This window comes from Achromobacter sp. Bel (assembly GCF_012928505.1).
Classification (GTDB): Bacteria; Pseudomonadota; Gammaproteobacteria; order Burkholderiales; family Burkholderiaceae_B; genus Achromobacter.
Window position 1 is genome coordinate 223,634 of record NZ_JABBJN010000001.1, and the last position, 21,621, is coordinate 245,254.

The window sequence follows — 21,621 nt, forward strand, 5'->3', positions numbered from 1 at the left end:
TGGCACCTTTATTGGGCCGCTTGCAGGACGCGATGCGGGGACGGGGCCTCCAGAGCGCAAACAGAGCCTGCCGGATCCCGATCCCTCGTGCGGCCACCGCACTCACCTTTGAAGCACTCATGAAAAATACGTTGATGGCCACGCACCTGCGCCTGGTCGGCATGGCGGCACTCTGGGGCGCATCGTGGTCCTGGGGCAAGGTCGTCGCCCAGTCGATGGCCCCGTTGGCTGCGGCCAGCCTGCGATTCCTGTTTGCCAGTGTGGTGCTGGTGCTGTGGATGCAGCGCGCGTCGGCGCTGCGGGGCCTGAAGTCGCTGTCGCGCAATCAATGGCTCGGCCTGGCCGCCGCCGCGCTGGCGGGTGTCTTCGGCTACTCCAGCTTCTTCATGCTGAGCCTGCAACTGGTGCCGGCCGGGAAGGCCGCGATCGTGGTGACGCTGAATCCCGGCGTGACCCTGCTGCTGGCGGCGATCCTGTTCCGCGAGCACCTCAATCCCGCCATCCTGGCCGGCATGGTCCTGTCGGCCATCGGCGCGTATATCGCTATCGGCGGCGGTAGCTCGCAGGCCAGCGACGGAGCCAGCGTGGGCTTCGGTGGATTGCTGTTGCTTGGCTGCGTGGCTTGCTGGGTGGCTTACACCTTGATCGGCCGGCTGGTGCTCAAGGGCGTGGACGCCCTGACCACCACCACGGTCACTACCGTGATCGGCGCGCTGATGCTGCTGCTGACCAGCCTGATTGTGGAGGGCGTTCCCGCCTGGCAGAAGCTGGCGCAGGCGCCGGCCAGTGCCTGGGGAAGCCTGTTGGCCCTGGCGTTCGGCGCAACCGCGATCGCCTATGCCTGGTACTTCGAAGGCGTGAAGGCGCTGGGCGCCGGCGCGGCCTCCGGCTACATTACGCTCGTGCCCGTCTTCGGCGTCCTGTTCTCCAGCCTCTGGCTGGGCGAAGCCACCCCCGCGAATCTGTTCATCGGGGCCGCTCTCGCGATCTCGGGCATGGCGATGATGCACGTCGGCCGGCGCCGCGCCGAACAGGCTACGGCGAAGACGCCAAAAACCCTTCGATCAACCCGACCGTAGCGCTGGTGCTTTCTTCCATTAGCCAGTGCCCAGCTCCTGGCACGACTTCTCCGCGCACATTGGTCGCCGCGTTGCGCATGACGACTGCCATGTTGTCGCCGAAAGACTTCTCTCCGCCGATGGCGAGGACTGGCATGGCCAGCTTGGTTTTGGAAAATGCGATGTTGTCGGCGACATCGCGCTTGGCAATGGTGTTGAACTGCGCGAAGGCGGCGCGCATGGCGCCGGGTTGGGAGTACAGCTTGGCGTAGTGGCGCCGCGTCGCTTCATCGATCTTCGAAGGCGTGCCCGCGAATTCGTTCCAGAAACGGTCGAGATAAATGCGTTCCCTGCCGGCGACGAGCCGCTCGAAATCAGGGCCGCCGGCGTTGAAGTGCCACAGCGCGGGCCACAGAATGATCTCGTCCCACGGCGCGACGCCGGGCACGGGCGCGTCCATCACCACGAGCTTGTCGACTTTGTCGGGGTAGCTTGCCGCATACGCATAGGCCACCATCGTGCCGATATCATGGCCAACGACGGCGGTCTTGTCCTGCTTGAACGCCGTCACGACCGTGCGTATATCGACAGCCTGCGATTTCTTGTCGTAGCCGCTGGCGGGCTTGGACGATTTTCCCATGCCGCGCAGGTCCGGCACGATCACCAAGTGGGACTTCGCGAGCGCTTTCGCCAGCGGCGCCCACATGTCGCCCGTGTCGCCGAAGCCATGGATGAGCACGACGGCCGGGCCGCTTCCCGCGGAGCGGACGAAAATCTTCGCGCCGTCGGCCATGGTGACGGTCTGGCTCTTGAAGCTGCTCGGGAACGTTGGCTGTGCGGACGAATTGGTGATGCATAGCGCGCCGACCAATAGCGCCAGTACTATTGCAAAGCGACTTTTCATGTCAGTCTCCAATATTGGGGATCGGATCTGCACGGAATATTTTGAGGCTTTGCCGCGCTTTTCGGGGAAGATATTTGGTTTCAGCCAAATGGTCCGGTGTTCTGCCCGGAATCCGTCCCATTTCAGGAGAATAAGCATGCCGGTATTTCAGATTAAGCACTTGGACCATGTCGTTCTCAGAGTTCAGGACCTGGCGCGCAGCGTGGACTTTTACACGAAGGTACTGGGTTGTTCCGTCAAGAAAAGGAACGATAAGCTCGCCATGATTCATCTGAGCGCAGGCGCATCCATGATCGATCTGGTCGATGTGCAAGGGCCGTTAGGCGCCGCCGGAGGCGCAGCTCCAGGGAAGGATCGGCACAATCTCGACCACTTTTGTCTGCGGGTCTACCCTTTCGATGAAACCGCCATCATTGAGCATCTGCAGGCTTTCGGCGTTGCCGCGGACAAGGCCGTGATGCGATACGGCGCGGAAGGCGAGGGGCTGTCGATTTACTGTTTCGACCCCGACGGAAATCAAATCGAGCTGAAAGGGCCTGCAATACCACCCGCAGGCCCTGAGTAGGGAATAGCCCACGTGCTCATGCGCAGCCCGTGCGTGGCCTGCGGGATGCCGATCTCATGCGGCCCTAGAAAAAGGGCGTGAACCTGCTCTTGCGCAGCGCAGCGTTCATGATCCGCGCGACCTCGGCCCGGCGCCCTTCGTTCAGCCGGGAGGCGATGGCGCCCACTGTGATCGCGGCGTAATGCGTTGGCGTGGCCTCGAAGGACACGCCAACCGCGTACGCGCCCTTCAAAAAAAGGTGTCAGATTACAATTTAACTGGCCAAATTGTAGTCTGACACCTTTATTCGGATGCGAGACATGATTGAATCGATCACCCTTTCAGGCATAGCTACCTACAGTTCCAAAGCCCCTGAAATAATTAACAACCTGAAGGCTGTGAACTATTTCTACGGTGCAAACGGAGCAGGCAAGACAACAATTAGCCGGCTGATTAAAGATCCAGCATTGTCCGCTGACTCAAGGGTTGTTTGGGCAAAGGGTAATCCGATCTCCGCCATGGTCTACAACAACGACTTCATCGCTGCGAATTTCACTGATTCGAAGCAGTTCAAGGGTGTGTTCACGCTAGGACAAACCGAGAAGGACCAGCGTGATCGTTTGGAAGAGCTTCAGAGAGAAAGACGCGGGTACGAACAGATCAGAACTAGAGCGCAGGAAAATTTGAAAGGCGCCGATGGCGAGAGTGGGAAAATTGGAGAAAAAAATGCACTGGAAGCAAAACTGCTAACACGGTGTTGGGAGCAAAAACAAAAGTATGACAAGGAGTTTCATATAGCCTTTACAGGCTTTAGAAATAACAAGGAGGCATTCAAGAATAGGGTCTTGCAAGAAAGCAAAGAAAATATTTCGCAGTTGTTTGATATCGAAGATCTGCGCAAGCGCGCACATGTTCTTTATGGTGACGCACCGTCACCCATGAGTGCTGTTCCTACCCTTAACCTTGCTCGCTTGGTCGCGCTTGAGAAAAGTGCCGTGCTGAGCAAGAAGGTAGTCGGCAAAGAGGATGTGAGCGTATCTGCGATGATCCAGCACTTGGGGAGCAGTGACTGGGTTAGGCAAGGTACGAAGTACTTGGGCCATACCGATGGTGACTGCCCTTTTTGCCAACAGAAATTGCCGCATGATTTCGAGAAAAGCCTTGAAGATTACTTCGACGAGACTTTCGAGGCTGACACTAGGGCGCTACTGCAGTTCCGCGATAATTATAATTCGGTAGCAGATGGCATTTTAGCGGAAGCTCAGGCACTGCTGACCCCAAACTACGCTCATTTGGATATAGAGAACCTTGAAGCTGAATTGCAGGCCGTGAATGCAATCATATTGGTGAACAGGCAGCGCATTGATCAAAAGGTGGCGAGCCCCAGTACCACTATGGCGCTGGAAGGTCTTACTGAGATTTCGACGAGAATTTCGGAGCTGATCAATTCAGCCAACGTCAAGGTCTCTGAGCACAATCGTCTTGTTTCGGATTTCTCTGCTGAACAGAAGAAGTTAACAGGTGCGGTGTGGCGGTATCTTCTTGATTTCGAGCTTAAAGATACTCTTGCGGATTACACCAATGATATAGGTCGTATCAGCAAAGCAATTGCTGGCATCAGCGCAAGCCTGGAAAAGGCAAGCCTAGACATATCCATGGCTGACGCAGAAATTGCAAGAATTGAAACTTCATTGACAAGTGTGAAGCCCACTGTCATCGCAATCAATAAAATTCTTAAAGACTTTGGATTTCGAAGCTTCTCCCTTGACACTGCGTGCACCGACAATTCATATCGCCTGATTAGAAGCGATGGAACTGATGCGAAGGCAACACTCAGTGAAGGCGAGAAGACCTTCGTTACCTTCCTGTACTTCTATCATTTGCTGAGGGGAAGCATCACGGCCTCGGGCATAAACACTGATCGAATTGTCGTCATTGATGACCCGGTATCAAGCTTGGACAGCGATGTACTGTTCATCGTGAGTAGCTTGATCAAAAAACTTTTTCACGAGGTTCGTCAAAGGTCAAACAATATAAAACAGGTCTTTGTCCTGACCCATAACGTACACTTTCATAAAGAAATCACCTTTAACCCTCAGAGGGCTGGCGACGATCCTATTAAAGATGAGACATTTTGGATAGTGCGAAAGCCCGACTACTTTTCGAGAGTTGAAGGGTTTGAGACCAATCCAGTTAAAACTTCCTATCAGCTTTTATGGGCAGAGCTGGCGAAGAATCCACTGCCTGCGCTCACTATTCAAAACACCATGCGCAGAATTCTCGAGAATTACTTCAAAATTCTGGGGAATATAGATACGAGCATCATTCTCGCAAAATTCGAAGGACAGGAAAAAGTTCAGTGCCAATCCTTGATTAGCTGGGTGAACGACGGGTCTCACTATTCACCAGATGAGCTGTATGTGGCCATAAGCGATGGCATAGCGCTCAATTACATGAGGATCTTCTTCAAGGTCTTCAAAGCTATGGGTCACATGCCTCATTATAAAATGATGATGGGCCGAAACTTTGTCGATTTAGACCCAGATGAGGATGAGCCTGAAGATGAAGATCTGGTACGCAATGTTGGTGATGCTGCAATCGGAGCAGATGCGTTAGTCATTATTGCAGGTGCGGCGGGTACTGGCGATGCGGTCAGACCATGGGGCACTCCTACATCTGCGGTTATGCCTGTGGTCGCGCAGGCGCCAACGTCATCCTCGGCAGGGGCGGCGGATTCTGAGTCGGATATGCCATTCTGAGTTGATTGATCTTGAAAATAAAGGTGTCAGACTACAATTCTCGCCCAATCTGGGCAGCGGAATTGTAGTTTGAAAATTTTTTGCACTGGAGGACCGCGTTGAGTTATCAAGCTACGACCTTTAATGTCATGATCGCCTCGCCGGGCGACGTCGCATCCGAGCGGGCAATTGTTCGTGATGTGATCTACGAGTGGAATGCAGTGCACTCAGCTTCTCGTAGACTTGTGCTCCTACCCATCGGTTGGGAAAGCCATTCATCTCCTGAGATGGGTGAGCCGGCACAGGCAATCATCAATAAGCAAGTCCTTTCGAAGTGTGATCTTTTGGTAGGGGTTTTTTGGACCAGGATAGGAACTCCAACCGATGGGCATTTGAGCGGTACGGTTGAGGAGATTGATAAGCACTTAGCTGCTGAGAAGCCTGCGATGCTCTATTTTTCAAGCCAGCCAGTCGCCCTAGATACGGTGGACATCGATCAAGTTCAAAGGCTAAAGAAGTTCAAGGATTCTTGTCAAAGCCGTGGTTTGTATCAGAGCTATGACAGTCACAGTGATTTCAAAGACAAATTTTATCGTCACCTTCAGCTAAAAGTTAATGAGCATCCTTTATTCCGCACGCAAGTCGATGATGAACTTTCGAACGAGATAGTCGGATCCCGTACACAGCTTCCGTCTCTTTCGGCAGAAGCGCGCGTCCTACTAAAAGAAGCGAGCCAGGACGCAGGGGGGACGATCATCCATTCTCGCTATATTAATGGCACTGCAATTCAGACAAATGGAAAGAATCTTATCTCCTTGGATGAAAGACGCGAGGTCGCCAAGTGGGAAGATGCTCTTGAGCAACTTCAGTCCGCCGGACTCGTGATTGCAAGAGGCCAAAAGGGGGAGGTTTTCGAGATCACGAACCTTGGCTTTCAGGTTGCAGACATGATCGCGCTGTGAGTAGGAAAACAAGCGATTAGTGATTCACGCGAATTCTCCAAGAATAGATTTAAAAATTGGCTTCAGACTAAAAAAATAATGGTAGTCAGACTACAATTTAACTATCTCTCGAATTTCAAACATTGGGTCTTATGATTCGCATTACCCGCACAGAAATTTCATCCATTCTCCAGTCCGCACCGAAATTTGCCACTAGGCGATCTGCTCGAGTGGACATCGATCGCCTGACTACTGGTCTGAGAGCGGATCTTAAGGCCGAAATTGATAAAGCTATGCAGCCGTTCATGGTATTGATGGATGAGGCTGTAAGGCTGTTCATGTTCTTAGAGCGACACCAGTTCAGTCTAGGACTGGGGCCAGGAGTGAATGCATTTGCATTCCAACTGTCAAGGCTGAGAAGCGATGCTTTGAGCATCCGCGAACTCATTACGCTGGGTCAAGAAGCTGCGGCACATGCACTGGCACGGTCCTTCTTTGACTGCATTGAGCTTGCTATGGCTATTGCAGAAGATCCGGAATTCGCCGAAGCCTACGACACGTCGGAAAGCGAGGAGGAGTTTTGGAGGAAACATATCGCGTTTGGTCGCATATATCCACGTGTCGAGCGCTTTATTTCGAGGGGCTGCGGATCTGCTAAAGAGGCCGAGTATCAGGTCAGTCGTCACCGTGCTGTCAAAGGAGCACTGTCAGGCCACGTTCACATTGCTCGCTGGTCGGCATTTAGAACCGGAGTGGTTCCATTACTGTCGCAGCCTGGCGTGTTGTCAATTGGAGCTATCGGTGCACTGAGCGCTCATTTTCCCTCCCTGTGCCTTTTGATTGCTAATGAGGCTCACCTTTTCAGCGCTTGCTGTATCAATATTCTTACGAAACCTAACCCTCCACAAGTGTTCGCTCAATACAGGCCCAGTCGCAAATTGAACGACGTCGTTTCGTCCACGCACGTGTTGCAGGAACTTCTCGAGCGTCATGAAAAGGCATTAGAGCAATATGCAGGGCGACATTTCGACTCGTACGCGCAGGATGAGATTTAATACCTTATTCAGGCGGGGGAGCCTGCTGCTGTTGACAAATTCAGTTGGTTTGCGGCATTGGCAAGGGTGGGGCATCGCCACCTCAGCCACCGCGTCCGAGCTCGAGAGGTCAATCGCCGCGTCCGAGAGCCCGGCCATGCGATCGCAGAGACTCTCCACGCCGCCCACCAAGTTCGACACTATCCAAGCATCAAATAGCTGCTCTTCTGTAGCCCCGGAGTCGCTTGCTCGGTTGTCCATCACCCTCGCAATAGCCCAAATCCCCAGGCAAGCCCGCTCGATCTTCCGCAAATCACCAACCCGCACAACCCCAAACTCCGGATCATCCGGCGTGGCCCAACGGTCATAGTTAAAAGGGTGGCCGCTCATCTCGACGCTCCAGTGCAATCGACGCGATGAAAGAAAGGAGGCCGCCATTGCAGCGGCCACTTGTTCTGTCTTTCCGGCTGTCAACCCGGGCGATCGTTTGGACCACGGGGCGAGTATGCCCCGTTAGGCGACGGAAGCGATGCGGTTCCGTGCCAAATTGATCACGCTTTCTCTAACGAAAGCGCAATCGCAGACTGTGGATTAGGGATGTATCAGCAGTCCACCTCCAGCGAAAGTTATCTCTGGTTCATGCCAATCAGCCAAGCAGATACCTACTCAGCTAAAGCCGCCCCAGCCACCGGCACAAAAAACCGATCCTTCAACTCCTGCAACCCAATCCTCTCCAAAATCTCCGTCAGCCTCTCCGCAGGCTTCCGAGTCGGCAGATTCTTATACTGCGCTACGATCAGCTCATTCTTCATAGAATGCTCCCACCCGACCAGCTCCGTCACGCTAACCTGATACCCATGCGCTTCCAGCTGCAAGCACCGCAGCACATTGGTGATCTGGCTTCCAAACTCCCGCGTATGCAGCGGATGCCGCCAAATCTCAGCCAGCGGATCAGCCAGCGCCTTGCCTTTATTCTTCCTTAGCACCGACGCCACTTCAGCCTGGCAGCAAGGCACAACCACGATGTACTTCGCCTTCTTCTCCAACGCAAAGTGAATCGCGTCATCGGTGGCGGTATTGCAAGCGTGCAGGGCGGTCACCACATCAATCGTGGCCGGCAACTTATCCGACGTGATCGACTCCGCCACAGAGAGATTCAGGAACGACATCCCCTCAAAGCCTAGCCGCTTCGCCAGTTCCTCTGACGACTTCACCAGTTCTTCGCGGGTCTCGATCCCATAAATGTGGGACCCATTCCCGACCGCGTCCTTCTGTTCCTTGAAGAACAGGTCATACAGAATGAACCCGAGATAAGACTTCCCAGCCCCATGATCCGCAAGCGTCACCGCGCCGCGTTCTTGTTGGACGTCTTTCAGCAACGGCTCGATGAACTGGAACAGGTGATAGACCTGTTTGAGTTTCCGGCGGCTGTCCTGGTTCATCTTGCCGTCGCGGGTCAGGATGTGCAGGGCTTTTAGCAGTTCGACGGACTGGCCGGGGCGGATGTCGTGGGTTTTTTCTGACATGGGGAAAGGCAAAGCGCCCCGCGTGGGGCGGGGCGCGTAGAGGCGCGAAAAGCGTCAGTTTAACGAAAACGCTGACGCGGCCGCAGGGCGGCGGAAAAGCGGGTCTTAGCCTACGGTGGCAAAAACCGGCTCGCCCAGATTCAACATCAAACGATTCGCCCAAGCAAAGATCGCATCCGAGTGCAGCAGATCCAAAATCTCTCCCTCACTCAACCCCACGTCCTTCAATTCCTGAACACTATTCGCGTTCACGTTCGCCTGCGCTTCCGTGATCTGAATCGAGAACTTGCCAATCGCCTGTTCACGCGCATTCGTCCCAGCGGTGGCCGGGTCTTCGAACACCTGAGCAATCACATCATTGCGCTTAGCCAGCTGCTCAAAGCGCTGCGCATGGACCGATGCGCAGTACACGCATCCATTCACGCGCGACACGACCGTCGAGCCCAGCTCGCGTTCCGCACGCGACAGACCACCCGGCGCGTACATGATGGCGTTGAACGCCGCCGAGCGTTGGCGCAGGATTTCCGGTTGGTGGACCAGGAACAGGTAGTAGTCCGAGACCTTGGCCTTGGGGTGGCTTTCTTCCAGGACGGCGATTTGTTCCGGGGTGGCGGTGTCGACGTTGACGACGTCCAGCCAGGCTTTCCACTCCAGCACTTCGTTGGTGAAGCCGTGGGCCTTGAGAACAGCGCCGGGGGCCGTGGTGCCGGGTTTGGCGGCGACCGCACCGGCTTCAGCCGCATTGGCGGGTACCGTCTGGCCTTCGGCCGCTTGCAACGCCATCAAGCCCGCGACCAAGCGCGTTTGGTACGACAGGAAGGCGATCAGTTGCGACAGGGTGACCACGGCCGGCGTGGAGACGCCTGCCGCCGGCAGGGTCTTCAGGGCGGCTTCGTCGCCTTCGACGGGGTTTTCGATCAGCTTGCGCGTGAATTCCAACACGGCAGCCAGACGCGGGTTCGCAGCGTCTGCCGGTTTGCCGGATTCTGCGACGGCGATGTCGGCGGGCGCGGCATCCGTTTCCGCCAGGCGGGCGCGGTAGTGCGAGGCCAACAGCGGCGATGGACTGATGCGGGTGGCGTACAGCGCGACCAGCAGGCGTTCGGCTAGCGACAAGCCGGGCAGGGCCGGGTCGAACAGGGCGTCGTAGCTGCCTTGCGTGGCGGCGGCGACTTTTTCGCGTTGGTGGCGGACCTCAAAAGTTTTGCTGCCGGGGGTCAGGCCGACGAGCTTGTCGACCAGATCATTGACGGCGTCATAGACGATGGGTTGTTGTGCCATGGGGATGTTCTCCTTGGTGTCTGATCAGCCGGCGTTGCCGGAAGTGCTTGCTGAATGTGCACGACCCGAATCCGCGCCAGCCGAAGCCGCCCGGGCCTTCACCGCCGCGTCCAAAAATTTCTTCACGCCTTCCCACGATTCCTGGTCGGCGCGCGCGTTGTCTTTGGGGTTGCCGCCGCTGGTGCTGATCTTGCCCGACACGGGGTGGGCGTAGACGAGCTGGGTGGTGGGCACGTACGGGAACAGGATCGAGTGGCCGCCGTTCTCGTAGTCCAGCCATTCGACAGGGTACGGGTGTTTCACTTCGACCAGCTTGTCCTGCACCATCTTCGAGTACAGGCTTGACGGCCAGGACCCGTCGTCGGTGCCGGACAGCAGCATGACCGGGCCTTCGATGTCTTCCACGCGAATGCGGGCGCGGGCGACGGCGTTGGGGTCTTGCAGCGCGGTCAGGATGGCTTTCTCGTGACGATGGGGCGATGGGCCTTCGTCAAACGGCGCCCAGGTGGCCGTACGGTTGTTTTCCCAGACGTGGGGGATGGGCTTGCCGCCCAGCAACCACGTCGGGCCTTCGCGGCCGATCTTGGGGTCGCAGGCGTTCTGGCCGCTGTGGACGACGGCGCCAGGTACGTAGGCGACGACGGCGGACACTTCCTTGGGGAATGTGGCGCCCAGCAGCAGCACCAGTTCACCGCCGCGCGATTGGCCGCTGATGGCGACGAAGTCGTGTTTCGGCTGAACCTTGGACCGCAGCCAGCGCAGGCCGGTCTGGAAGTATTCCAGCGGGGTGTTCGAGATGTAATCCGACAGACCCGGCGCTTTGAAGTAGGCCAGCGCAAAGGCGGCGTAGCCGCGCGATGCATACAGCGCCGCGCGCGGTTCGTTGATGCCGCCGCCGGACCCGTTCAGGATCATGACGGCGGGGTGCGAACCGGGCTTGCTGCCTGCCGGCAGGTACAGCGTGCCGACCAGGCCTTCTTCGCGGACTTCGTGGCGGGTGACGCCGTCCAGCGCCAGCCGTTGCGTGAAGCTGGCTTGCGCTTGTGCGCCGGCCACGCGGGCGACCACGTCGGTCACCAAGGCGTCCGTCACCGGGTGGTTGAAGTGTTCGCGGCTGGGCGAGTCCACGGGCGACTGCGACCAGATCAGGCCCATGGGGGCCAGACCGGTGTAGTCGCCCGAGACGGGCGCGTCGCGGGTCAGGTCGACGACGCCGTCGTCGCCTGCCGTGTAGGCGGCCTGGGCTTGCCAGAGCACGCCGTTGCGGCGGGTCAGGGCGGTGATCTCCACCGTCTGGCCGGGTTCGACGTGTTCAACCCGGATCTGGCGCGGCACGTCGATCAGGGCGTCCGCGGGGGTGATGGTTAAGGTCGGCACCATGGCTTTACTTGCCCGCGTCCTTGGTGACCATCATGGCGGCCGTGCGGTCGCTGGTCATCGGCGTCACCTTCAGGCCCTTCTTGGTGGCCCAGATGTTCTTGTAGTGGAACAGCGGGATGATGCCGACGTCGTCCGACACCAGCTTGACCGAGTCGCGCAGGATGGCTTCACGCTTGGCCACATCGAATTCCGAGGTGGATTGTTCCAGCGCGGCATCCACCTTGGGGTTGGTGTAGTGGCCCCAGTTGGAAGCGCCCAGGCCCTTCTTGGCGTCGACGGTGGCCAGGATGTTGACCAGCGCGTAGCTGGCTTCACCCGTGCCGTTGCCCCATGCCAGCATGCTGACGGCGAATTCGTTCTTGTTGGCGCGGCCCGAATACACGGCCCACGGCACGACTTCCACTTGGGTCTTCACGCCGACGCGGGTCCAGAACTGCGCAACCGCCTGGGCGGTTTCCGGGCCTTGCGGGTAGCGGTCGTTGGGCACGTGCATGGTCAGCTTGAAGCCGTCGGGAAAGCCCGCTTCGGCCAACAGCTTCTTGGCTTGCGCGACGTCGTTGGGGATGTCTTTGACGTCGGGGTTGTAGCCGAAGGTGCCCTTGGGCATCCACTGGTTGGCTTCGGTCGCCGCGCCTTGCAGGATGCGGTCAGAAATCGCCTTGCGGTTGATGGCCAGGTTCAGCGCTTGGCGCACGCGCAGGTCCAGCAGCGGGTTCTTGTCCAGCGGCTTGCCGTTGTTGTCGGTGATGTACTGGTTGGGCGCGGGGTTGAAGCTGGGTTGCAGGATCATGACGCGCAGGCCGTCGTACGGGTACACCGAGATGTTCGGGGCCTTTTGCAGCTTGGCCAGGTCCGACACGGACACCTTGTCGATCACGTCCACATCGCCCGCCAACAGGGCGGCGGTGCGGGAGGCGGCGTTGTTGATGTAGCGGTAGTTGACCTTGTCCCAGGTGGCTTTGTCGCCCCAGTAGCCGTCGTTGCGTTCCATGATGACGCGGTCGCCCGGCGTGTAGGACACGAACTTGTAGGGGCCGGTGCCGACCATGGCTTTGCCCGAGTTGTAGTCTTCGGTGGTGGACTTTTCACCGACGTGCTTGCTGACGACGTGCACCGACGCCAGGTTCAGCGGCAGGTCGGGGTTGGGGGCCTTGGTCTTGACGATCAGCGTCAGCGGGTCCTTGGCGGTCATCGTGTCGATGGTGCGCAGGTAGCCGGCATAAGTAGCCACGCTGCCCGGCACGGCGCGCGCGCGGGTGTAGGAATAGATCAGGTCGTCGGCGGTGAACGGCGTGCCGTCTTGCCACTTGACGCCTTCACGCAGCTTGAATTCCCAGGTGGTGGAGTCCAGCGGTTTCCAGCTGACGGCCAGGCCCGGTTGCAGCTTGTTCCACTTGTTCTCGATCAGCAGGTCCCAGAAGTGCAGGGCCACCGAGCGGTCGCCGGCGTGGTTGTTCAACTGCGGGTCCAGGGACGACAACGGGTCGGCGAAACCGATCGACAGGTTGTCGGCGGACGCGGCGGCAGAGGCGCCCAGGATGGCGGCGGTCAGGGTCGAGAGAATCAGGCGTTTCATGTTCGGGGTCCTTGGTAGGGAGGGAACGAGGGGTAAGTGTTTCGAAGACGGCGTTGTGTTCAATGACAACGCCGCCGATCCGGTTCAGGCCATGTCGTTCAAATGACAGGCGCTTAAATGGTTGATGGCGATTCCCTTCAAGGTGGGAACCTCGGTCTTGCAGCGCGGCATCGCATGCGGACATCGCGGATGGAAATGGCAGCCGCCGGGCGGGTTCAGCGGGCTGGGGATCTCGCCCTTGATCGCGGTAAAGATCTTGTGGCGCGATTTCAGGCTGGGAATTTCCGCCAGCAGGGCTTGCGTGTACGGGTGGTTGGGGCGCTGGAACACTTCGTCCACGGTGGCCGTTTCCACGACGCGGCCCAGGTACATGATGACGACGCGGTCGGACAGGTGCTCCACCACGCCCAGGTCATGGCTGATGAACAGGTACGTCAGGTTCAGTTCTTCGCGCAGGTCCATGAAAAGATTCAGGATCTGCGCCTGGATCGACACGTCCAGCGCGGCCACGGCTTCGTCGCAGACCAGCATGGACGGCTGCACGGCCAACGCGCGGGCGATGCCGATGCGCTGGCGTTGGCCGCCGCTGAACTGGTGCGGATAGCGTTGGCGCAGCGCGGGGTCCAGACCGGCGCGTTCCAGTTGGGCGCTGACGTAGTCGTCAAAGCCCGCGTTGTCGACCAGGCCGTGGATGCGGGCCGCTTCGCCGACGATCTCGTCCACGCGCAGGCGCGGGTTGAGGCTGGCGTACGGGTCCTGGAAAATCATCTGCACGGACAGGCGGGCGGCGTGGGCGGCGGTGGACGTCATGTCTTCACGGCGCACGCCGTTGATGCGGACTTCACCGCCCGACGGCGTCAACAAGCCTGCGGCGATACGGCCCAGCGTGGACTTGCCGCAGCCGGATTCCCCGACCAGGCCGACGACTTCGCCGGGGTTCACGATCAGGTCCACGTGATCGACGGCGCGCGTGATGGCGGGCGGCTTGGACAGGCCCAGCTTTTGCATGGCACGGCCGGCGGGGCCGACCTTTCTTTCGCCAAAGCGCTTGCTGACTTGCGCCAGGTCAATGAGCGGGGTGGGGGCGGCGGATACAGTCATGCCGTCACCTCGTTGTGGATCTGGATGGTCGGATGGAAACAGCGCACGTCGTGTTCGGGCAAGGCTTGTGTGATGCCGGGTTGCTGGCCACAGGCGGCGGTCGCGCGCGCGCAGCGCGCGGAAAACGCACAGCCGGCGGGCAGGTGCAGCAGGTTGGGCGTCATGCCGGGAATCTGGCGCAGGCGCTGCCCGCGCTGGTTGTTGCTCGGCAAGCTGTCGATCAGGCCCACCGTGTAGGGATGCTGCGGACGGTCCAGCACGTCGTCGACCTTGCCGTGTTCGACGATGCGGCCGGCGTACATCACGGCCACGTCGTCGGCCAGACCCGCCACCACGGACAGATCATGCGTGATCCAGATCAGGCTGGTGCCGTGTTGCTGCGCCAGCTTCTGCACTTCGGACAGGATTTGCGCCTGGATGGTGACGTCCAGGGCGGTCGTCGGCTCATCCGCGATGATCAGGTCGGGGCGGTGCAGCATGGCAATGGCAATCGCCACGCGCTGGCGCATGCCGCCCGACAACTGGTGCGGGTAGGCCAACAGGCGCTCTTCCGGGCTGGGAATGCCCATCATGCCCAGCGTGTCGCGGGCCAGCGTGCGGGCTTGAGCCTTGCTCATCTTGTTGTGGGCGCGCACCGTTTCGATCATTTGCACGTCCACCCGCAAGACGGGGTTCAGCGTCATCATCGGATCCTGGAAGATCATGGCGATGCGGTTGCCCTGCAACTTGCGCAGTTCGCGGGGCGACAGCTTGGTCAGGTCGCGGCCCTGGAACAGGACTTCGCCGCCGACGATGCGGCCGGGCGCGTCCACCAGGCCCATGATGGAAAAGCCGGTGACGGATTTGCCCGAGCCGGATTCGCCGACCAGGCCCAGGATCTTGCCGCGCTCCAGCGTGAACGACACGTCGTCCACGGCGGGCAGCACGCCCGCGCGGGTATGGAAGTGGGTGCGCAGGTTGCGCACCTCAAGCGTGGCCGGCGCGCCGGTGGCGGTGCGGTCGGTCATTTGTGGGTCCTCGGGTTCAGCACGTCGCGCAGGCGGTCGCCCACCAGGTTGATGGCGACGATGGTGATCAGCAGCGCGATGCCGGGGTAGAAGCTGATCCAGTATTCGCCGGACAGCATGTATTGAAAGCCGTTGGAAATCAGCAGGCCCAGCGACGGTTCCGTCACGGGTACGCCCAGGCCCAGGAAGCTCAAGGTGGCTTCCAAGGTGATGGCGCGGGCGATCTGCAGGGTGCCGATCACGATCAGCGGCGGCAGGCAGTTGGGCAGGATGTGCTTCAACATGATCCGCCAGTTGGGAATGTCCAGGCAGCGGGCGGCTTCCACGTATTCGCGGCGGCGTTCCACCAGGGCCTGGCCGCGCGCGGTGCGGGCGTAGTAGGCCCATTCCAGGATCACCAGCGTCAGCACCACGTTGCCGACGCCCTTGCCCAGATAGGCCAGGATCATCATGGCCACCAGGATCGACGGGAACGACAGGATCAGGTCGACCAGGCGCATGATGATGGCATCGACCTTGCCGCCTGCGTAGGCGGCCAGCAGGCCCAGCAGCGTGCCGACGATGCCGGCGATCACGGCCGAACCCACGCCCACCATCAGGCTGATGCGCAGGCCGTACAGAATGCCCGACAGCAGGTCGCGGCCCTGGCCGTCGGTGCCCAGCCAGTAATGGAAGGTGTCCAGCCCATTCATGGACCCGGGCGGCATGCGGGAATCCAGCACGTCTATCTGCAAGAGGTCATACGGGTTCTGCGGCGAGATCCAGGGCGCGAAGATGGCGGCCAGGATCAGCAGGGTGGCGATGACCAGCCCGAACACCGCCGTCTTGGACGACAGGAATTCGGTCAGGTTACGGCGCCAGGGCGATTCGCGGCGCAGGGCGGGCGCTTGGGAAGTCGAAGCGGTGCTCATGCCGAGCCCTCCAGCCGTACCCGGGGGTCCAGCACTTTATAAAGAATGTCCACGATCAGGTTCAGCGTCACGAACAGGCACACGACCACGATCAGATAGGCCACGATGACGGGGCGGTCCAGCGCGTTCAGGCTGTCCAGGATCAGCTTGCCGGCGCCGGGCCAGGAAAAGATGCTTTCCGTGATGACGGCAAACGCAATGGTCGAACCCAGCTCCAGGCCCAGCACGGTGACCAGTGGGATCATCGTGTTGCGCAACACGTGCACACAGACCACGCGGAACGGCGACAGGCCCTTGGCGCGGGCGAACTTCACGAAGTCCAGCGGAATCACGTCGCGCACGCCGGCACGCGTCAGGCGGATCACCAAAGAGATCTTGAACAGCGACAGGTTCAGCGCGGGCAGGATCAGGTGGCGCCAGCCATCGGCTGTCAGCCACGACCACTGGAATCCCAGGAATTCCACCGTCTGGCCGCGGCCGCTGGCGGGCAGCCAGCCCAGCGACACGCTGAACGTCATGATCAGCATCAGCGCCACCCAGAAGGTGGGCAAGGAAAAGCCGACGATGCTGCCGGCCATGATCATCTTGGAAAAGCGGCTGTCGGGGTACAGGCCAGCGATCAAACCCAGCGGCAGGCCGACGATGACGGCCAGGCCCAGGGCGCTGATCGCCAGTTCCAGCGTGGCGGGCAGGCGCTGGATCACCAGTTCGATGGCGGGGATGTTGTAGACGAAACTATTGCCCAGGTTGCCGTGCAGCGCCCCGTTCAAAAAGCCCAGGTACTGTTGCCACAACGGTTTGTCCAGGCCCAGTTCCGCGATGATGCGGGCGCGGTCCACCTGGTCCACGTCCTGGCCGATCAGGATGTCCACGGGGTTGCCGATGGCGTGCAGGCCCACGAAGACGATCAGCGTCATCAAGAAAACAACCACGACGGCTTGCGCCACGCGGCGTAGCAACCAGCCGGTCATTGCGCGGTCTCCGCCTGCGTGGCCCGGGCCGGGGGAGGGGCTGCCACCCACTCGTCGCCGAACACCTCGGGTTCAGAGAATGCTTCCATATTGGCGTAGTACGTTTCCACGTCCTCGCGGTAGAACAGGCCGGCGATGCCTTGCGCCAGGCGCTTGGCGCCCTCGCTGATGGCGGGGATGTCGCCCGAGATCGTGCCTTGCGTCAGCGCGGCCGGGTACGAGAAGCAGTGCACGCGGTCCAGGCCCGGGCAGGCGCCCGGGACCTTTTCCTGCAATTCGAAGACGGCGCCCAGGTCGGGCGAGTCGTGCAGTTCCTGGTCTTCTTCGCCTGCGGGCGGGGTGAACCGGTCGCCCCAGTTGCGCACGTGGGGCGCCAGCGGCGCGAATTCGGGGCGCACGGTCCAGTCGATGCGAAAGCCCGTGGAAAAGATCAGGAAGTCCAGCACGAACAAGCCCTTGGGCGTGGTCACGTGGATCTCGTCGCCGACCATCGCCAGGGCCTGCACGCCACAGCCCAGGTTGAAGCGGGCGTTCGGATGCCGCGACACGCGCAAGGTGCTGCCGCGCGGGGGCGGCACCTGGGCGGCGTTGATGTAGTGGCGGATCTTCCACTTCCATTCGTCGGGCAAGGTCAGGTGGCCGTGGGTCAGGCCGGGGTTGCCCGCGCCTTTGCCCTTGTTCACGCGCGGAATGTCGTTGCGGCGGATCAGCAGATCGACGCTGGTGGCGCCGGCTTCCAGCGCCGTGCCTGCGCTGTCCATGGCGGATGCGCCTGCGCCCACGACGCCGACGCGCTTGCCGGCCAGCGTGGCGTAGTCCATCACGTCGGACGAATGCGCCCAACGGTCACGCGGCAATTGCTTTGCAAAGTCAGGCACGTACGCGCCGCCCAGACCGTCGCGGCCGGTGGCCAGCACGACACGGCGGGCCAGCACCGTGCTGCGGCCAGCGGGGGATTCGATGTCCAGCTGCACCAGGCGGTCGGCGCGCGGTTGCACCGACAACACGCGGTGTTCGTTGCGCACGTCCAGGTTCAGCACGCGGCGATACCAGCGCAGGTAATCCATCCATTGCAGGCGCGGGATCTTATCCAGCGCTTCCCATTCCGCCGCGCCGAACTGCGCTTCGAACCAGGCGCGGAACGTCAGCGCCGGCAGGCCCAGCGCGGGGCCGGTCAGCTGCTTGGGCGAGCGCAGCGTTTCCATGCGCGCGGTGGTGGCCCAGGGGCCTTCATAGCCTTCGGGCGCCTGATCGAAGATGGGCGCGGTGATGCCCAGGTGCGTCAAGGATGCGGCGGCGGCCAATCCGGCCATTCCGCCGCCGATGACGACGACGTCCAGCACCGGCTGACCGTCAACCAGACGGGGCGCGACCCAGTTCTTGGCGGGAATTTCCAGCCAGGACAGGTCTTGCCGCAGACGCGCTTCAAGCGCATCCAAGCCTTGCGGCGGGGTGGCGACGGGCAGATTCATAGTGCGGGGGGTTCCATAACAGGGGCGTCATCACCGTAGATCGACTGCAACAGCGCCGAGTGCTCGCAGGCGTCGTGCAGCACAAAGCCGGGCAGCAGGGCGGCGGCGGCATCGGCCAGCGCGTCGGCCATGGCCTGGCAGGCCGGCGTCAGGGGTTGCGACTGCGGGGTGATGACCCCAAAGAAAAAGGGGATGTCCAGGTCGATAGGCCGGATCGCCACGCCCGGCATGGGGACGCCGTAAGCGGTGATCGGTTCCAGCACCGACACGCCCAGCCCGGCGCGCACGGCGGCCAGGGCGTTGACGGACGAATTGGTTTCGATGGTGCCTGGTGCGTTGCCGTCGGGCGCCAGTGCGGCATCCAGCCGGCGGCGCAGGCGGTAGGGATTGGCCATGGTGATCAGGCGGCGTCCGGCCAAAGCCTTGACAGGCACGATGTCGCGGGCAGCCAGCGCATCGTCTTCCGGCAACGCGACCACACAGGGCGCCTGCCCGATCCAATGCACGTTCAACCCGCGATGCTCCAGCGGCAGGCTGGTCGCACCCAGTTGCGCGGCGCCGGTCAGCACCGCATGCACCACGCGTTCGGGGGATGCGCTGCGCACTTGGATGCGCGTGGCGCCGGTCTGGGATTCGATGCGCTTGAGCGCGTCAGGCAGCAGCCCGGCCGCCAGCGCAGACGTGGCGGCCAACAGTAGGGGTTTGGCTTGCCCACGGGCGATTTCTTCGGCGCGGCCACGGATCTGCTGCAGGCTGGCCAACGCGCGTTCCACATCGTCATACAGCAGGAAGCCCTGCTCGGTGGGCGTGACCCGGGGGCCGCTCCGGCTGAACAGCGCATAGCCGATCTCGGCTTCCAGTTCTTGCAACAAGCGGCTGATGGCCGGCTGCGAACGCCCGAGCAAACGCCCGGCGGCGGTAACGCTGCCTGTAGACATGACGGCCGCGAAGGCCTCGAGTTGACGTAATTCCATCTGTGTTGCTTTATGCTCAGGACGAATTCTTGCCCGGCAAGTATGCGCGCTGCAAATAGTTAAAAGGCATAAGTAAATTCCCTAATTGGGGATTTCCTTATGCCTTTTCATTACTTCTAGTTATTTCAAGGGTTTAGGGGCTTCCGGGCTAAGCCCTGGGCCATGGACTTGCCCCAGCCAAAGTTGGAAATCCCGGCAGGAGGGGACCAGACCACGGGCAGGAGGCAACGGTAGCCAGGGTAGTCTCCCGTCCGATACCATGAACCACCCACAACCCCGGAGGCTTTATGGATTGCTCTGTTGAAGGAAAGGTCGCTTTTACGGACGGCTATTCGTACCACTTCGCTACCGTGGATGATGCCCTGGCGTTCGCCGCGTGCGTCAAAAGCTCGCAACAGCCTGACACGTGCGCGGCAACGCATGGCAGCACGCAAAAGGTCAAGCTGGAAGAGGTGAAGACGAAAGAGGAAGAGGACGAAGAAGAGCGGAACCGCTAGGGTTCGCTTTGGTTATTTGACCTGGTTGGGTGGAAAAAGCCCGCCAGGGGCCCTGCGCAACGCAGGGCTAGCGCTTGGGCAACACGAACTCCACCCGCCGGTTTTGCGCGCGTCCTTTCGGATTGTCGGCGCCATTTGCCAGTGTGTTGGGCTGTACGGGCCGGGCATCGCCGTAGCCCTTGGCGGTTAAACGCGCCTTATCCACGCCGTGATTCGTCAGCCACTGCAATACGGCATTTGCCCGCTTTAACGACAGCGTCTGGTTATACGACGCGGTGCCCTTGGAATCGGTATGGCCTTCAATGGCCACCCGGGCTGGGCCAGCCGGCGCCGCCTGGATTGCGTGCGCAATATCCCGCAGGGCGGGTTCGGCAGCCGGGCGGATATTGGCTTTGTCGAAATCGAACAGCACGTCGCCCAGCATCGATACCGTGACGGCGTCCTTGTCCTGGCGCACGGATAAACCTTCGTGGCGGCTGGCCAGGTCATCGATCTGCGCAGACAAGTCAGAAACGCCGCCACCCGTGTCGGACGGAAACCCTTTCAGGTCCAATATCGTCGCGCGCAGGTCCAGCACTTCGGCTTTGTAGGGCGGCTCTTGCGCGTGGGCGCCGCTGGCCGCGAGCAGCAGCGCGGCGACGGCGGCCGAAATGTTCCGGGCGGCGGTCATGGGCTATCGGTCGGTGATCTTGATGGCATCGAAGGTTTCGACACCCGGTATCGTCAAGGACACTTCCGTAATATCTTTAGGCGGCGCGGGGAATTTGCCCTGCCAGGCGCCGGCGATGGGGGCGTCTTTGGAGGTCTTGAGCACCAGTTTGGGATTGGTCAGCGGCTTGTCGTTGCTGTCTTTCAGCAACAGGTGCTTTTTATTGCCGGCGATGACGTAGAAGCTGTCTTCGTAATCGTTTTGGGTGATCTGCGAATAGACCATCTCGGTCTTGCCGGGCACGATGGGTTTGAACCGGACTTTAAGGGTCAGGATATCGCCGCTGCGCACAGCTTCGACGACCTGGCCTTCGGCACTGCCGGTCTCGGTCAGACCCGTCGCTAACGGTTTGGCGGCCGTCGTATCGGCCGCGGCCTGGGCGTGGGCCGGATGGCCGAAAGGGGCTAGCGTCAGCATGGCGCCCAGCGCACAGGCCGCTACTGCGGGTCTGATCAAATTCACGATAAGTCTCCTTGATTCGCCCGGTCTAATCCAATGGGCGATGGTCGGCTTTCGTGTCGCATATTTCAATGCGATTATTTTCCAAATCGTTACCGTGCTAAGCGATACGCGGCCGCCATTCGGCAATCGCGCTCAGGAAGGAAGTGCAGGGTCTTTGGCCCGTATAAAGGGCGCAGATCGCCACCGGCGAAAGAAACAAGTGGTTGTATTCTTTCGCCGTATTGCCGCCGTATTGCCGCAGTGCGGCTGATTATCTGTGGCTATCGGCCATCAACCGCCGCGATGGCCGCCGTGATAGCGTGGCGCGGACAAATTCCGCGGGCTGTCCTTGTGCTGGGTATTAGCCAGCGCCTTGCGCCGGGCCTCTTCTTGCAAGTGGTCCGCTTTGGCGCGGTCTTTCTCTGCGTGCGGGGACGCCGCCGCGTCGGGTGCGGACGGTGCGGCAGGCGAGTGGGAAGAGCGGGGAGTGTGGAACGTCATGGTGCGTACCTTTTCAGGCGACGCGGCATATGCCGTCCAACCACGTTACGCCCGG

General features: G+C 60.4%; 19 protein-coding genes. 6 read left to right on the top strand and 13 right to left on the bottom strand.

Translation table 11 applies throughout. The features are described 5' to 3' along the window. Window positions 1–119 precede the first annotated feature (119 nt). On the top strand, window positions 120–1,079 hold the full coding sequence (locus HG262_RS01040; protein ID WP_169269256.1) for a DMT family transporter: 960 nt from the start codon (window positions 120–122) through the stop codon (window positions 1,077–1,079). Here the strand turns inward: HG262_RS01040 and HG262_RS01045 are convergent. Next, window positions 1,036–1,962 carry an alpha/beta hydrolase gene (locus tag HG262_RS01045; protein WP_169269325.1) on the bottom strand — a complete coding sequence of 309 codons (927 nt, stop codon included), beginning with the start codon at window positions 1,960–1,962 and terminating at the stop codon, window positions 1,036–1,038. The genes HG262_RS01040 and HG262_RS01045 overlap by 44 nt on opposite strands. A 136-nt stretch (window positions 1,963–2,098) precedes the next feature. Here HG262_RS01045 and HG262_RS01050 point away from each other — a divergent pair, with 136 nt between their 5' ends. The 4 genes from HG262_RS01050 (at window position 2,099) to HG262_RS01065 (ending at window position 7,240) form a co-directional block, all read left to right on the top strand. Continuing rightward, window positions 2,099–2,527: a VOC family protein gene (locus tag HG262_RS01050; protein ID WP_169269257.1), complete on the top strand. Its 429-nt coding sequence runs from the start codon at window positions 2,099–2,101 to the stop codon at window positions 2,525–2,527. A 299-nt stretch (window positions 2,528–2,826) separates the two neighbouring features. Beyond that, the gene (locus HG262_RS01055; RefSeq protein WP_169269258.1) at window positions 2,827–5,265 is read left to right on the top strand and encodes an AAA family ATPase; all 2,439 of its coding nucleotides are present in this window, start codon (window positions 2,827–2,829) and stop codon (window positions 5,263–5,265) included. Window positions 5,266–5,363: 98 nt separating this feature from the next. Next, complete coding sequence (locus HG262_RS01060) at window positions 5,364–6,206, top strand: DUF4062 domain-containing protein (RefSeq protein WP_169269259.1); 843 nt, start codon at window positions 5,364–5,366, stop codon at window positions 6,204–6,206. Window positions 6,207–6,415: 209 nt separating this feature from the next. Continuing rightward, window positions 6,416–7,240, top strand: a complete 825-nt coding sequence (locus HG262_RS01065; protein ID WP_169269260.1) for a hypothetical protein — start codon at window positions 6,416–6,418, stop codon at window positions 7,238–7,240. Between the two features lie 641 nt (window positions 7,241–7,881). On the opposite strand, the gene HG262_RS01070 is transcribed toward HG262_RS01065, so the two are convergent. The 10 genes from HG262_RS01070 to HG262_RS01115 all read right to left on the bottom strand — a co-directional run bounded on the left by HG262_RS01070 (window position 7,882) and on the right by HG262_RS01115 (window position 19,418). Beyond that, window positions 7,882–8,745, bottom strand: coding sequence for an SAM-dependent methyltransferase (locus HG262_RS01070; RefSeq protein ID WP_169269261.1), 864 nt, complete (start codon window positions 8,743–8,745; stop codon window positions 7,882–7,884). 105 nt (window positions 8,746–8,850) lie between these two features. Beyond that, entirely contained in the window at window positions 8,851–10,026 is a 1,176-nt protein-coding gene (locus tag HG262_RS01075; protein ID WP_169269262.1) for a CMD domain protein, read from the bottom strand. Window positions 10,027–10,050: 24 nt separating this feature from the next. Further along, on the bottom strand, window positions 10,051–11,406 hold the full coding sequence (locus tag HG262_RS01080; RefSeq protein WP_169269263.1) for an acyl-CoA thioesterase/bile acid-CoA:amino acid N-acyltransferase family protein: 1,356 nt from the start codon (window positions 11,404–11,406) through the stop codon (window positions 10,051–10,053). A gap of 4 nt (window positions 11,407–11,410) precedes the next feature. Next, window positions 11,411–12,982 (bottom strand): ABC transporter substrate-binding protein, encoded by a 1,572-nt coding sequence (locus tag HG262_RS01085; RefSeq protein ID WP_169269264.1) that lies wholly within the window; start codon window positions 12,980–12,982, stop codon window positions 11,411–11,413. An 84-nt stretch (window positions 12,983–13,066) separates the two neighbouring features. Continuing rightward, the gene (locus tag HG262_RS01090; RefSeq protein WP_169269265.1) at window positions 13,067–14,083 is read right to left on the bottom strand and encodes an oligopeptide/dipeptide ABC transporter ATP-binding protein; all 1,017 of its coding nucleotides are present in this window, start codon (window positions 14,081–14,083) and stop codon (window positions 13,067–13,069) included. Further along, a complete protein-coding gene (locus HG262_RS01095; protein ID WP_169269266.1) occupies window positions 14,080–15,090 on the bottom strand; it encodes an ABC transporter ATP-binding protein in 1,011 nt (336 codons plus the stop codon). Before HG262_RS01095 ends, HG262_RS01090 begins: the two co-directional genes overlap by 4 nt. After that, complete coding sequence (locus HG262_RS01100) at window positions 15,087–16,001, bottom strand: ABC transporter permease (protein WP_169269267.1); 915 nt, start codon at window positions 15,999–16,001, stop codon at window positions 15,087–15,089. The genes HG262_RS01095 and HG262_RS01100 overlap by 4 nt, the downstream gene beginning before the upstream one ends. Continuing rightward, the gene (locus tag HG262_RS01105; RefSeq protein ID WP_169269268.1) at window positions 15,998–16,972 is read right to left on the bottom strand and encodes an ABC transporter permease; all 975 of its coding nucleotides are present in this window, start codon (window positions 16,970–16,972) and stop codon (window positions 15,998–16,000) included. Before HG262_RS01105 ends, HG262_RS01100 begins: the two co-directional genes overlap by 4 nt. After that, window positions 16,969–18,444: an NAD(P)/FAD-dependent oxidoreductase gene (locus HG262_RS01110; RefSeq protein WP_169269269.1), complete on the bottom strand. Its 1,476-nt coding sequence runs from the start codon at window positions 18,442–18,444 to the stop codon at window positions 16,969–16,971. The genes HG262_RS01105 and HG262_RS01110 overlap by 4 nt, the downstream gene beginning before the upstream one ends. After that, a complete protein-coding gene (locus HG262_RS01115) occupies window positions 18,441–19,418 on the bottom strand; it encodes a LysR family transcriptional regulator (RefSeq protein WP_169269270.1) in 978 nt (325 codons plus the stop codon). The genes HG262_RS01110 and HG262_RS01115 overlap by 4 nt, the downstream gene beginning before the upstream one ends. 287 nt (window positions 19,419–19,705) lie before the next feature. Between HG262_RS01115 and HG262_RS01120 the strand changes: the two genes are divergently transcribed. Then, window positions 19,706–19,915, top strand: a complete 210-nt coding sequence (locus HG262_RS01120) for a hypothetical protein (protein WP_169269271.1) — start codon at window positions 19,706–19,708, stop codon at window positions 19,913–19,915. Between the two features lie 67 nt (window positions 19,916–19,982). On the opposite strand, the gene HG262_RS01125 is transcribed toward HG262_RS01120, so the two are convergent. Together HG262_RS01125 and HG262_RS01130 are read right to left on the bottom strand one after the other, a co-directional pair. Next, window positions 19,983–20,585 (bottom strand): OmpA family protein, encoded by a 603-nt coding sequence (locus HG262_RS01125; protein WP_169269272.1) that lies wholly within the window; start codon window positions 20,583–20,585, stop codon window positions 19,983–19,985. Window positions 20,586–20,588: 3 nt separating this feature from the next. Continuing rightward, the gene (locus HG262_RS01130; protein WP_348984351.1) at window positions 20,589–21,086 is read right to left on the bottom strand and encodes a hypothetical protein; all 498 of its coding nucleotides are present in this window, start codon (window positions 21,084–21,086) and stop codon (window positions 20,589–20,591) included. Window positions 21,087–21,621 lie beyond the last annotated feature (535 nt).